We start from the raw sequence: 13787 nt of genomic DNA, 5'->3' as shown, positions 1-13787 counted from the left end.
AAATAAGACATTGTTTTATAAAGAAATTTATTCTATTTCTTTGCAAGCAGTTTGATCCGTTTTGCCCCCTCTTGCTCCGTGTGTGCTCCGAGTATAAGTTTTCGGAGCACTCGGAGCACAAAAGGAGCAAAACATGAAAATCACTATCCAAAAACGCGAACCAGACAAGAACGGCCACCGTGCCTTGCGACTGGTCTACTATCACGGTTCCAAGACGGGTCAGAACGGTTCTCGGGCGCAGAAGCGCTCATATGAGCCCCTGAACCTGTTCCTCTACGACAAACCCCGCCTTCCGGCGGAGCGTGAGCACAACAAGACCGTGAATCAGAAGGCTGAGGCCATCCGGGCAAAGCGGCTGTTGGAAATCGAGTCGTCACGACATGGCTTGGATGATCGGACCAAGCTTTCTGCCAGCTTCTTCGATTACTTCGATCAACTGACTGACGAGAAAGCTTCCGGAAGCAAATCCAACCATTCGATCTGGATCTCCACCCGTCATCACCTGCACCGCTTCCATGGCTTGTCTGAACTGACCTTTGAACAAGTCGATAAGCGATTCCTGGAGGGGTTCCGGCACTACCTTCAGCATGAAGCCACCACCAAATCCGGTACCAAACTGGCCAAGAACACGACCAGCAGTTACTTCAACAAGGTTCGGGCTGCGCTCAACCAGGCCTATCGGGATGGCATTGTCCGTGACAACCCGGTTCAACAGGTCAAGTCCATCAAGCCGGAAAACACGAAGCGGACTTACCTGACCCTCGAAGAGGTCCGGGCTCTAACCAAAGCCGAATGCCGGTATGAAGTGCTGCGGCGGGCTTTCCTTTTCTCCTGCACCACAGGCCTTCGCTGGTCAGACATCCACAAGCTGGTCTGGGGTGAGATAGAGGAATTCGCCGATGGCCACTACCGCATCATTTTTCGGCAGAAGAAGCTTGTGAACGCCGGGAACTCACTGCAATACCTGGATCTTCCAGACTCGGCTGTGAGATTGCTAAACCTGGAGAATCGCGGCAAGCCGGGTGATCGCGTATTCAAAGGTCTGAAGTATGACTCCTACACCAACGTTGCATTGGCGCAATGGGTCATGCGAGCGGGTATCACCAAGAGTGTGACTTTCCATGCCGGACGGCACACCTTTGCGGTCAATCAACTGGCCAGGGGTGTGGATATCTACTCGTTGTCCCGGCTTCTGGGCCACAGCGAGCTCAGAACAACGGAAATCTATGCGGACATACTCGAAACTCGCCGTACAGAGGCCATGAGGAGTTTTCCTGACATATTTGAGGAGACACTGGACGAGGTTGGGGAATGTGCAGCCTAAGTGACGAGAGGGGCTTTCAAAGCCCCTCTTTACACCTGCCCCACATCAAACACTCCGCCGTCCTGGTCTTCGATGGCTCACCAGATGCTGAGCAGCCGCCTTTTCGATCTCGTCCGCCGTCGCAATCCGATTCGACTGGAGCCACTTCAGAATATCTGCACGGCGAAAGAAAATCCGGTGACCATTTGGTTTGAAATGAGGGATCTTCTTTTGGGAGGTTAGCTGGTACAGGGTGCTTTTCTTTAGCCCAGTGTATTCCGCACACTCCTCAAGGCTCATGATCTCCTTGTCGGCCTCCGGCGCCTTGCTATCATTGATATGGTCTAAAATGATTTTTTTAAGGATCATCATGTCCTGCAATACTCGCTGTAACATTTCTTTTTCTGTCATCGCTCTACCCCTACACCGCCATAACCAAAGTGGGAAAACTGGGAAATTGGGAACACCACGTCAGTCCTCATGTTCAACCCTCTCCAGCTCTTCAAGTTGCCGCCTAACTTGGTCAGGCCTGAGCGCGAAAAACCGCTGTAAATCTCCATTGACCCTGGTTTTGTAGGTCCCCCGAGAACGCTCATTACTTACCAGGCAGTCACGCTGTAACAGCACTTCCACTTCCCTCATGTAATGGGTCGGCAGCCCGAGCCGCTTCAGGAAGTGCGATTTATAGATCAACCACAACTCGCGCCCATCGTGTGAGCGTCGAAAACCAGCACCCCCCTGGCCACTCGCTTGTTCAATATCACTGAGACTACGCTCCCAGACTTTCATTGCCCGCTCCAGCGCTTTGAGAAGCCGGAATTCCTCAGAGTTTCTGGAGTGGCCTCTATTATCCAACCAAGCCTTCAGAGTTCTGTGGACTGCCGATAGAGACTCCTCTTCTGACCATGGTAGGATGAAATTTCTGCTTCCGAGACAAAGTGCTGCACCTATCAAGGCAAACCGCCGGATGACACGTTGCACCTGGGATGCCATCTGATCGTTTGACCACGCACCGCTCAAACGACCAACCTCGTGATTTAGATACTGACTGAGCTCAGTGTGACGCTCGGTCAGTAACGAAACCCACTCCCGAATGACTGAGCCGTGGTAGCGCTGACAAGACGATTTAAGCTCGTCCACAAATTGTTGAGGATGCTTGTGACCATGCAATTCGTCGAACGCACCGTAGGTCCCAAACACTGGGAGCTCCACCAGGCGTATTTGCTGACCAGCGCGTAACGGTTTACCGATCTGCTGAAGCAGCTCAGCAATCCAGACTTCACCGCTACTCAACACCAGCGTTCGCCAGTGCGACGTTGCGGCCAGCTCGCCGGAAACGTTTGCGCGTAGCTTCCCTGAGCCGTTCATGATCTGATATATCGCCGTATCGATGTCTTCCGGACGGGCCATACCGATCTCATCCAACGGCAGCAGCATGTCGTTGTGCTCTGAGGAGACTGCCGCTAATCCGTTGCTGGTTGAGATCCAACTGCGGACATAGCGGTTGTTCCCGTAGACGCTGGCTGCCAATTGCAACAAGGTCGTCTTCCCAGTCGACGATGTTCCAACCAGATGGATAGCGCCATTTTCCATCCCAGCAGATGCAATCAGTGGCGCCGCCAGTGCCGTGCCAATGCTGAATATTGCTAATGGATTGCCTCGGCATAGCTGCCCGACATAAGTCTGCCAGTCGCTGAGACTTCCAGACTCCTCTAACGTCGGAGAGCCTGATAATTGGCCTACGAAATGGTACGGTTCTTCAGCTGAGCCGATCGTCCAGTTACTGGTGGCAAATACTCCACCGTGCCAACCCGTTCGATTAACCACTGTCGCCGGTTCGGCCAGAGCCATCTGTTCCAACAGATAGTGCTGAAGCCGGCTCCAGCTCGCCTGCCCGGGTGTCAGTGGATAACCGGTATCAACCAGCATATCCCGTACCTGCCGGGCATTGTCACTGTTGAGATCTCGCGCATACACGACCTCGCGTAACTTCACACCATCGAAATTCTGCCATTCCAGCAACGCTCCGTGCCCGTGCCGTTTGTCAGTTAGCCTGGTGCGAGCCATTACCTGAATCCAGCCACCGACACGCTGCCAATGGTCCCCTGATAAGGCATAGAGCCCGTCATCTTGCAGTTTGTATTGCATATCACGCAGCCCCTCTCACAGCTTGTCCAGCCACGCTTTTACATCCTGGTAGCGAAAGCGAACGGCTCGGCCATTGGGATTTGGCTTCACTGGTGCCGGAAACCGGCCTTGCTTTACGTAGCGCCGTAAAGTTGCCTGTGACATTTTCAAAACAGTGCAAACTTCCTCATAGGTCAGCAAACACTCTTTTGAGGTGGTTATCTGTTTCTTCATGACTACTCCTGATTTTTTGTGAATCAATCGGGGGTAATCATCGGAAATATTCGTCTTGGGGGAGAACCGTGGAATTGCCCTTAAAGGGCACAAAGGCGAGGGTGGATGATAACTTGTTGATAATTAATAGATAAAAATCAAAATAAATTAAAAAAAACGGGTATTCGGATTAAATGGTTGATTTTCAAAAAATCACAGTAAGAGACAAACATCCCGCTCAGCGGATTGCTTGGTTGATTACATTAAAATAGAGGGGCCATTGATATCTTATTTGAAGGTACGTTTGGGCACACCCTGTCGTTTCAACCACTTAGGCGAGTGCGGTTCCGGCTCACCAGATCGACAAGAAAGTCAGCCACTGCACGCGTGCGGCGCGACTGTGTCAGGTCGGACTGGATTACCAGGTAGATAGACTGGTCGACACCTATGTCCGTATCGACGCAGACCAGACCAGCATCGAGGGCGAGGAAATGGGGTAGTACGGCGAGCCCGAGCCCCGCTTTGGCGGCCGCCACCTGGGTCGAGAGCGAGGTGGTGGCCAACACCGGTTCACGCCCTTGCAGAATCCGTTCAATCCATTGTGCGGCAGGCAGGTGCGACTGCATCTCGCTCCAGGTGATGAAGGCGTCCGCGTCATAGGCGCCTGCGTCGGGACCGGTCTCACGCTGCGTCGCATAGCCTGGACTACTGTACAACCCGTATCCCAGTGTGCCGAGGCGGCGAAGCGTGACGTGACCTCGTTCGGGTTTGACCATCCTCAATGCCAGGTCAGCGTCGCGACGATGCAAGTTGACGGTGGTTATATCGGTCACCAGTTCAAGCGTAATGCCAGGGTACTGTCTGTGGAACTCCGGCAATGCCGGCAGAATGAGCCCGGTCGCCAAGTTATCGGCCGTGGCCAGACGCACTCTCCCTGCCATCTGCGCATGAGTGGCGACTCCCGAGGTAAACGCAGCCGCCGCAGCTTCCAGCGCCTCGGCCTTCTCGATCAGGCCTGCCCCTTCCTCGGTGAGTTGATAGCCTGACTGTTGGCGTACAAAGAGCGGCAATTTCAAGGCCCTTTCGAGCCGCTCGATACGCCGTGACAGCGTTGCGATACCCAGCTTGAGCTCTGACGCCGCACCACTGAGGGTCCCGTGGCGGGCGACGGCAAGAAAGGCGCGGGTGTCGTCCCAGACCCAGCCTCGCGGCATCCGATTTTCAAAATCGGAAATCTGGTTGCCTGAATCGTCAATTTTTTCCATTTACGGATAGTGGCACGATACAACTCCGGTATTCAAGGAGACGTATCATGGAACAACGAACGCTTGGCACCCACCTGTCCACTTCCGCTATCGGATTGGGCTGCATGGGCATGAGTGAGTTCTACGGCCCCCGGGATGACAACGAATCGCTGCGTGTACTCGCGCGAGCGGTCGAGCTTGGGATTGATTTTTTCGATACCGCGGACATGTACGGGCCGCACCACAACGAGGAGCTGATTGGTCGCTTTCTGGCTCACCACCAGCCGCAGGTTCGCATCGCGACCAAATTCGGTATTGTGCGCAAGCTCGGCGAATACAAACGCAGCCTGGATAACAGCGCTGACTACGCACGCAAGGCCTGTGAGGCGTCTTTGCGCCGACTCGGCGTGGAGCAAATCGACCTCTACTATGTTCATCGGATCGATCCCGAGCAGCCCATCGAAGAGACGATCGACGGGCTTGCGCGGTTGGTCAAGGCGGGCAAGATCGCCCGCATCGGCCTGTGCGAGGTCAGCGCCGAAACGCTGCGCCGAGCCCATGCGGTGCACCCGATCACCGCAGTGCAAACCGAATATTCTCTTTGGACGCGCGACGTAGAGCGAGAAGTGCTACCCACCTGTCGCGAGTTGGGCATCGGCTTCGTGCCCTATTCCCCGCTCGGCCGCGGGTTCCTGACCGGACGATTTCAGGATAGAGCGCAGTTCAGCGATGGCGACTTTCGTAGCAACTTGCCGCGTTTTACAGAAGAGGCGATTGACACCAATCGCCGGGTCGCCGACGTGATCGCGGACATGGCCAGACACAAGGGCTGCAGCCCGGCGCAGCTCTCGCTGGCCTGGCTCCTGTCAAAAGGGCCCGACATCGTGCCGATCCCCGGCACCAAGCAACTGCGCTATATCGAGGAGAACGCGGCTGCGGTGCACATCACGCTGAGTGCTGCGGAGCAACAGCAATTGGAAACGGCAACCGCACGGTTGCCGGTGATGGGTGAACGCTATACCGCCGAGGGCATGAAGGGGGTTAACGCATGAGTGTCAGCCCCTCCGATCGCCGCGCGCAGGCATTGAAGCTGCTTGAACAGCTTGAGCCCGGTGCGCCTGGGCGCGTTGCGAAAAATCTCGATGACTTTCACCCTGATGCGGCCGGGATACTCCTGGGTTTCGCTTTCACCGACGTGCTTGCACGTGAAGGAATGCCACTGAAGACCCGCGAGATGCTGACCGTCGCGATGCTTGCGGCGATGGGGACGGCACCGGTCCAGCTTGAATTTCACATGCGCGCAGCGCTGAACACCGGAATCACCCGCGATGAGATCGTCGAGATCGTCCTGCAAGTGGCGGTGTACGCGGGCATTCCGGCGGCGATGAATGCGATCACGGCGGCAAAATCCGCCTTCATGTCCCGCAAACCTGCGGGCAGAGAGAAAGGAGCCTAGCATGTCTGCTCAACATACAACCTGGCGCAATTGGGTTGCCGTAACGGCGCTTGGCGTGGGTAGTTTCACCATTGTTACCACCGAGCTTGCGCCGATTGGATTGCTCTCTGCCATCGGGAACGATCTTGGGACGCCAACTTCACAGTCTGGGCTGATCGTAACCCTCTATGCCTGGATCGCTGTGGTTGCAGCGCTGTTTTCTGCTGTCGTGCTATCCCGTGTGCCGAGACGCCCGCTCCTGGTTATCCTGATGTTGATCTTGGCGTTGTCCAGCGGGGTTGCGGCTATGGCTGAAACCTTTCCCGCACTGATGGGCGCGCGAGTCATCGGCGCGCTCTCTCACGGCGCCTTCTGGGCAATGATCGGTACTGTCGGGGCTCAGCTCGTGCCACCCAACCGCGTTGGCCTGGCCACGTCGATCATATTTGGTGGCGTCTCGGCTGCCAGCGTGCTCGGTGTGCCGCTGGCCAACCTTATCGGTACAACCGAGGGCTGGCGTGGTGCCTTTGCCAGTGTGGCAGCCCTATCTTTCGCCGTCGCGGCTGTGTGTTTCATCACCTTGCCGAAACTACCAGGTCGCGAAGGTGTCGGAATCGCCGCAATGGTCCGCGTTTTATCAAACTCGCGATTCCTGCGCATATTTGCCGCTACGGTACTGGCGATCACCGCTCATTTCATGGCTTTCACCTATATTGAGCCCTACCTTAATGCGCAAAATGGCATATCGCCATCTGCTATTGCACCGCTGCTCTTTGCTTTTGGTGGAGCCGGGCTAGCCGCTAACGTTGTGACCGGCGGCTTGATAGACCGCAGGCTTAAATCTGTTCTCCTGGTCGCACTATGTCTCGCTTCAGTGGCGTTGTGGCTGCTATCCGGATTGGGAGGCGGGCTCGGGCTGCTAGGCACGACGCTATTGCTGATCCTTTGGGGTGGTGCAATCGCCGCTGTTCTGGTGGGATTCCAAACTTGGATTCTCAAGGAAGCGGGCGCTGACGCGCTGCCGGCCTCTGCAATCTATGTCGCAATTTTCAATGGTGCGATTGGTCTTGGCGCAGTGCTTGGGAGCTATGCGCTTACGCAGGCCGGTCTCTCACAGATCTTTTTGATCGCGGCCATGGCAACAGCAATGGGGACGCTAGCCATTTTGTTGTTAACTTATCCGGCTACAGTTCTTAGCTCTGTAGAATAGGCAGGCACGCTCTCTGACACTTCGAAAATCTGGACAAAGTAAGGAGGCTATGTGGCCTGCGAGCCCGCGAATATTCTCCATCTTCCGAAATACCAAATTCAGGGGACCAAGGTAGAAGAGCACGATCTCCATTTCCATATAGAAGCTCCTCACCCTATAGCTTGTGAGGGGTGCGATGTAGAGGGAGAGCTTGCCAGATTCGGAAAGCGCGACGTCGCGTACCGTGATCTCCCTATCCACGGAAAACGCGTCACCCTTTGGGTGATCCGCCGCCGTTATACCTGCCGGGCCTGCAAGACCACTTTCAGGCCCCGGCTACCGGAGATGGCGGACAGCTTCCGCATGACGCTGAGGCTGCATGAGTACGTAGAGAAGGAATCCTTCAACCACCCCTACACCTTCGTGGCAGCCCAGACCGGCCTGGACGAGAAAACGGTACGCGACATCTTCAGCGCCCGGACCGAGTTCCTTGGGCGCTGGCACCGATTTGAGACGCCCCGCATTCTGGGCATCGACGAGCTGTACCTGAACAAACGCTACCGCTGCATCCTGACAAACATCGAGGAGCGAACCCTGCTCGACCTGCTGGCTACCCGCCGTCAGGACGTGGTGACCAACTACCTGATGAAGATGAAAGACCGGCAGAAGGTTGAGATCGTCAGCATGGACATGTGGAACCCCTACCGGGCAGCGGTCAAGGCCGTGCTGCCACAGGCCCGCATCGTGGTCGACAAGTTCCATGTGGTGCGCATGGCCAACGATGCGCTGGAGAAGGTGCGTAAGGGCCTCAGAAAGGAGCTGAAGCCCTCCCAAAGCCGAACCCTCAAGGGAGACCGGAAAATACTGCTGAAACGCGCTCACGAAGTCTCAGGCCGAGAGCGCCTCATCATGGAGACCTGGACAGGCGCATTCCCGCAACTGCTGGCCGCCTACGAGCACAAGGAACGCTTCTACGGCATCTGGGACGCCACCACACGACCCCAGGCAGAAGCCGCCCTGGACGACTGGATAGCCACCATCCCGAAGGGCCAGAAGGAAGTCTGGAGCGATCTGGTCAGGGCGGTGGGCAACTGGCGCGAAGAGATCATGACCTACTTCGAGACGGACATGCCCGTCACCAACGCTTACACGGAGTCCATCAACCGACTGGCCAAGGACAAGAACCGTGAAGGGCGTGGTTACTCCTTCGAGGTGATGCGGGCACGAATGCTCTACACCACGAAGCACAAGAAGAAGGCCCCGACTGCGAAGGTCTCTCCGTTCTACAAGAAAACCATCGGTTACGGATTGCCGGACTTCGCAGAGGAACTCAACTACGGGGTCGATCTATCAACCATCTGAGGATGATATCAGGTTGGTGGGGTGGGGGTGCCCCATCAACCATTTAATCCGAATACCCAAAAAAACAAGTCATTACTGGAAATTTATGGCTTGCGCGAGTGGGTTTTGCGCATTTTATGATCAAATTAGCTATGTGTCTTTCACATGTGAAAGTCAGTGCTCGTTATCAGCTGCATTTTTTGATGCACTGAAACTGATAACCACTTTCTACATCAGCCACTAACCTGAAAATGGTAGCTGTTTACCATCTGACACTTCGGTAATGCCTATTCCCGCTAGAAAGCCGAAGAGCAACGAACAAAAAATCAATGACAAGGTAAACCAAAATAGTACACTTCGTTTTGTAGCTCCCATTGCCATAGCAAATGCGGCCGCAGCATGGACCCCAATAAGAAAAGGACCAAGAAAAGCTAAGCCAGGAACACCGAACTTTTCAAGAATTCGGTGTTTTCTGTCTTTACGTTCAGGTACGGATTCAGCTATATCATCAGTTTCAGATTTTTTTAGCCAACGGCGGACAAAAGCAGTTACTTTTTCACTGGCGTAGATAATCGGTAGTAAAGATACAAGGTTGCCGATAAAGCCAACCATAGCTGCGGGGAACCACGGCAAACCGGCCACTACTCCTAAAGGTACGGCAATCCACACTTCCAGAACCGGAATCGCGGCCCCAACAAATACACTTACATAAAGCATCAACTCATTCATGAAAAAGTTCCTACGCGTTCGCGCTCTTTTTATTAAAAAACAGTACATACAGGCTTGGAACAACGATAAAAGATGCCACGGTTCCCGAGATAAGTCCGCCCATAATTACAACATTAAACGATCTCCATAAGGGATCATTCGCTATGAGTAACGGAAGAAGTCCAAGTATCGTTGTTATTTGGGTTAACATAATTGGACGAAATCGTTCCATCAAAGCCGATTTAAGGGAATCGAGCTCAGATTTCCCCGATTCTTTTTCAATATCGACCTGCTCAATAATTAACATAGCATTCGATACAATAATCCCTATTAAGGCGAATATGGCCAGATTCGCCATAAAATCGAAAGGAAGACGGAAGATAACTAGCGCGAGCAGCAAGCCGATGGCACAAAAAGGTACGCTCAAGACGATAATTGTCACTTTTCTAAACGAATTATACTTATAAATAAACAGTATAATCATTGCTAAGATACACAATGGTAAGAAAGCAAATATCGCTTCTGCTGTAACTTCACTTTCTTCAATCTCACCACCAAACTGTACTTGAACGCCAAATTGCTCTTTTACTTCATCAATAGTGTTTGATATGGAGTTAACTAATTCTTTTGATGTCATTGAAGGATTCAATGCTGTCACCGTGACCGTCGGTGTTAGGTTGCGCTTCTTAATAAGTGACGGATCATGCCTGGTTTCAATGATCGCTATATCAGATAGATATACCGGTTTAGACGAGGACTCGGGGAATACTTGGATATTCTCCAATTGAGATAATGATAAATTCTCCGATAAATTCGTGCTCAGTACGATTGGAATTTGATACTCGCCCTCCCGAAGTACTGAGGCATTTTCTCCCAAACTATGTTCACGGAGTGCTAATAAGATATCCTCACGAGTCACCCCTGTGGATAGAGCTGCGGGACGATCAACCTTTACCAGAAAGTTCGTAACGGAACGTTCCCAATCTTGCTTTACGTTAATAGTGTGCTCTACCTCGTTGAGAGCTCCTTGAATAGCATCTGAAGCCTTTAGAATATTCGATTGCTTGTTACCAATAAGACGAATAGCGGCCTCTCCTGGCGGCGTGGAGCCCATAAAGAACGGGTTGATTTCGAGTTCGGCAAAAGGATACTCAGGAGGCATTTCTGCTCTTAGTTTATCGACAAACTCGCTGACAAGCGTATCTTTGGTGACGTTTACAACAAAATATGCCGAGTGAGGTGCTGGTTCAGGAGGGTTTAAACCAAGGATAAAGCGCGGTCCGCCTTCACTTACATAAGCTGTTGCACCTGTAATTTCCGGGAACCGATCATCATTACTTAGCCACTGAGTCATCTCTTCAGCTACAGCAGCCGTTTGTTCCGCTGGCGTGTTCGCTGGCAGCTCAACAGAAATCTGTAGTTGAGAACGTTCTGAAGGCGGGAAGAACGCCTCTGGGATGGTGCTTGACACAAACAATGCCACTACAAGACTTAAAACCGAAGCACTTAGAAACAACTTCGGACGCGAAATAACCTTGTCCCAAAAGGAAGACATTACGTTCATTACATAGGAAGGTTTACCGCCAGAGATCCCCCGGGTCTTGGACGATTGATTGATAAACCATTTAGCCATGATTGGTGTTAACATCGTAGCGACAAACCATGAAACAAGCAGCATCACACCAATGACAATAGTTAGTGTCTGCATATAAATAGCAGTAATATTGTCAGTGAACACCGGGGGAGCAAAAGCCAATATCACGGTTAAACTAGCAATAAGAATGGGCGTCCCCAGAGTCTTTCCCGCAGATAAAGCAGCCGACTCTCTCTCCTCGCCTTGCGCTACCCTTTTTGAGATGTCTTCAACAATGACCATGGGATTGTCAACGAGTATACCTAAGGCAATGATGAACGACGCAATGCTTACTTCGTTGAGTTCTACGCCAAAAATTCTTAGAAAAACTAACGTGATAACACCCGTGACAGGAACAGCCAGTGCCACCAAAGATCCCGCACGAAGACCCAAGGCAAGTACAGTGACGATCGTCACCACTAGAATAGTTTCGAGCAGCGTTGAAATCATTTTCGATATCACTTGATCAACGACTTTCCCCTGATCAGTGATGGTTTTCATTTGGTAACCTACCGGTAGCTCACTCCCCCATTCGTCCAGCTTACGGCGCAGTTGCTTGTTAAAATCCACCATATTAAGCCCAGGCGCCATATAACCAGCAACAACAATGGCCTGATCACCATCAAGGTATGCTGCACTATTCAGAGGTCTAGCCGGAACCCTGGTGACATCGGCAATATTTTTCAACGGAAGCATAGATCCGTCTGGTAGCGATATCACGGTTTCCTTAACTTCAGCCAGTTCGTCATAACTGCTCTCAACAAAAATTCGGCTTTGCTGAGTATCAAAATTGATACGCGCTACTTCCCCGAGAGAATTGCTCTTACTCAGTTGTAAAAAGATGTCATTAGGGTTCAGCGCATACTGTGATGCCACAAACGGCTTAAGTTCTATTGATATCTGTTCATCGGCAACACCGTGCAACGTAACTTTGTCCATCCCTGGAATACTATAAAGATAATTGCGAAGCTCATTTGCCTTGTCCCTCAACTCTCTAAAAGAATAATCCGTTGCACTTAGCGCTACTGTCATCACGGCTACCGCATCGTAATTATCATTAACGAATGGCCCTGATACCCCCTCCGGCAACTCAGTAAGTACATCGTGCATTCTCGCTCTGACTCTAAGCCACGCATGCGAATAACTTGGCGTACCATCTTTTATTTCAAGAGAGAGATAAATTTCTCCTGCCCTTATTGAGGTCGTAATATTTTTCGTTTCTTCTAATTCTCGCAACGCTCGCTCAATTGGTCGTGCAATAAGGGCTTCTGTCTCATAAACATCTAAGGCTGGGTGGTAAGCCGTTATGATGGTTTGGTTGATAGGTAAGGTGGGCTCCTCCCGAGAAGGGTAATCCGGATATAATGCCAGACCCGTGATCGTTAGTATTATGAAAATAAATAAAACAAGTCGGCTGTTTTTTATCGAAAAAGCAGTAATAGACATTATCGTACTTCCTCAGCCGGTCGAACCTTCTGACCCTCACTGATAAAGGCAGCACCCGCAGCAACATACGAATCTCCTTTCTGAAGATCACTTTTAATCCAGTAGCCACCTTCTTCAGCGTTAACAATACGGATGCCTGCTTTACTAACTCTCCCGGTTTTTTCGTTGTACTGGTAAACAAAAGGATTCCCATCAGTAGGCTCAGCAACAACAGCACTGTGAGGCACAAATATCGCGCCTTCTCCGTCGGGCATTCGATAACTGACGCTAACCACTAATCCTGGCAAAGGGCGTTTTTCTCGGGAAGTGTCGAGACGAAGTCTAACGGGGAAATTTAATCCCTCGTTTGCTCGCTCACCCAAATGCTCGACGGTGGCATTAAAATATGACCCCCGATAGTTCACTGTGATCTCTAGTTCTTTGTCATTTGATATATACTCTGCCAGATCACCGGGAATTGATGAGTCAACGATGAACTTCTCCATGCCGTCAAATGTAAAAGCGACTTGATTTGCAGTGACTTCTTCGAAGGGTTCGACACTACGACTTGAAATGACCCCATCATAGGGTGCCTTGATAGCGGTTTTAGAAAGGTTTCGCTCTGCAAGCCTGATTTGTGCCAGGGCATCACGGAGCGTCGATTGAGCGTTTTCGTATGTCGATCTGGCAGCATCTAAATTCTGTTCAGATACAGAGTTATTTTCACGCAACCGCACGAGTCGCTCATAATTTGTTTTAGCTTCTTCAAATGTAACCCGCGCTTTCTCAGCTTCAGAGCGAGCGCTCTCAAGGGCAAGCCTATAGGGCTCCTGATCCAGAACAGCCATCACATCTCCGGTGTTGAGCTGCGCGCCAATATCGAAGAGAACGTCGTTCACTGTACCATCAACACCAAAAGACAATTGGCTTCGGTTTTCTGTCTGTGTCACTCCTGGAAAACGAATGCTATTAACATAAGCATCGTCGGCCACACTGTTAATCGATACGGCTCTTACGTTTTCTGTAGCAGTTTGGGTCGGTTCTTCACTACAGCCCTGTAACAGCAGTAAAGTACAAATAAGCATGCCTAATACGAAAACTCGATTAGCCCGTGCATAATAAATACGTAACTGATCATTTATATAAATAAGCGATGTCAATTTGTGAAG

The 13787-nt window shown here is 51.7% G+C and carries 12 protein-coding genes; 5 read left to right on the top strand and 7 right to left on the bottom strand.

Going from position 1 to position 13787, the window contains the following annotated elements:
• Positions 1-133: 133 nt before the first annotated feature.
• Positions 134-1324: a site-specific integrase gene (locus tag ACSSVV_RS09845; RefSeq protein WP_104417152.1), complete on the top strand. Its 1191-nt coding sequence runs from the start codon at positions 134-136 to the stop codon at positions 1322-1324.
• 45 nt (positions 1325-1369) lie between these two features.
• Here ACSSVV_RS09845 and ACSSVV_RS09840 read toward each other — a convergent pair whose 3' ends face one another.
• The 4 genes from ACSSVV_RS09840 to ACSSVV_RS09825 all read right to left on the bottom strand — a co-directional run bounded on the left by ACSSVV_RS09840 (position 1370) and on the right by ACSSVV_RS09825 (position 4908).
• Complete coding sequence (locus ACSSVV_RS09840; protein WP_104417153.1) at positions 1370-1714, bottom strand: helix-turn-helix transcriptional regulator; 345 nt, start codon at positions 1712-1714, stop codon at positions 1370-1372.
• 60 nt (positions 1715-1774) lie between these two features.
• A complete protein-coding gene (locus tag ACSSVV_RS09835; protein ID WP_454106170.1) occupies positions 1775-3451 on the bottom strand; it encodes a DUF927 domain-containing protein in 1677 nt (558 codons plus the stop codon).
• Between the two features lie 15 nt (positions 3452-3466).
• A complete protein-coding gene (locus tag ACSSVV_RS09830) occupies positions 3467-3664 on the bottom strand; it encodes a helix-turn-helix transcriptional regulator (protein WP_104417155.1) in 198 nt (65 codons plus the stop codon).
• Between the two features lie 302 nt (positions 3665-3966).
• Positions 3967-4908 (bottom strand): LysR family transcriptional regulator, encoded by a 942-nt coding sequence (locus ACSSVV_RS09825; RefSeq protein WP_454106169.1) that lies wholly within the window; start codon positions 4906-4908, stop codon positions 3967-3969.
• A 47-nt stretch (positions 4909-4955) separates the two neighbouring features.
• Here ACSSVV_RS09825 and ACSSVV_RS09820 point away from each other — a divergent pair, with 47 nt between their 5' ends.
• From ACSSVV_RS09820 to ACSSVV_RS09805, 4 genes are read left to right on the top strand one after another with little or no spacing between them, the layout of a single operon-like run.
• Positions 4956-5939: an aldo/keto reductase gene (locus ACSSVV_RS09820; protein ID WP_454106168.1), complete on the top strand. Its 984-nt coding sequence runs from the start codon at positions 4956-4958 to the stop codon at positions 5937-5939.
• Positions 5936-6343, top strand: a complete 408-nt coding sequence (locus tag ACSSVV_RS09815; protein ID WP_454106167.1) for a carboxymuconolactone decarboxylase family protein — start codon at positions 5936-5938, stop codon at positions 6341-6343. Before ACSSVV_RS09820 ends, ACSSVV_RS09815 begins: the two co-directional genes overlap by 4 nt.
• 1 nt (position 6344) lies before the next feature.
• Positions 6345-7532 (top strand): MFS transporter, encoded by a 1188-nt coding sequence (locus ACSSVV_RS09810; protein ID WP_454106166.1) that lies wholly within the window; start codon positions 6345-6347, stop codon positions 7530-7532.
• 51 nt (positions 7533-7583) lie between these two features.
• Positions 7584-8873 carry an ISL3 family transposase gene (locus tag ACSSVV_RS09805; RefSeq protein WP_454106165.1) on the top strand — a complete coding sequence of 430 codons (1290 nt, stop codon included), beginning with the start codon at positions 7584-7586 and terminating at the stop codon, positions 8871-8873.
• A 219-nt stretch (positions 8874-9092) separates the two neighbouring features.
• Here ACSSVV_RS09805 and ACSSVV_RS09800 read toward each other — a convergent pair whose 3' ends face one another.
• The 3 genes from ACSSVV_RS09800 to ACSSVV_RS09790 are packed head-to-tail and all read right to left on the bottom strand — an operon-like array spanning position 9093 to position 13778.
• Entirely contained in the window at positions 9093-9581 is a 489-nt protein-coding gene (locus tag ACSSVV_RS09800) for a small multi-drug export protein (RefSeq protein WP_165794770.1), read from the bottom strand.
• Positions 9582-9591: 10 nt separating this feature from the next.
• Positions 9592-12639 (bottom strand): efflux RND transporter permease subunit, encoded by a 3048-nt coding sequence (locus ACSSVV_RS09795; protein ID WP_104417157.1) that lies wholly within the window; start codon positions 12637-12639, stop codon positions 9592-9594.
• Positions 12639-13778 (bottom strand): efflux RND transporter periplasmic adaptor subunit, encoded by a 1140-nt coding sequence (locus tag ACSSVV_RS09790; RefSeq protein WP_454106164.1) that lies wholly within the window; start codon positions 13776-13778, stop codon positions 12639-12641. Before ACSSVV_RS09790 ends, ACSSVV_RS09795 begins: the two co-directional genes overlap by 1 nt.
• Between the last annotated feature and the right edge of the window lie 9 nt (positions 13779-13787).

Source organism: Marinobacter sp. MBR-105 (genome assembly GCF_053628895.1).
This window is presented reverse-complemented; position numbering and strand designations above follow the sequence as displayed.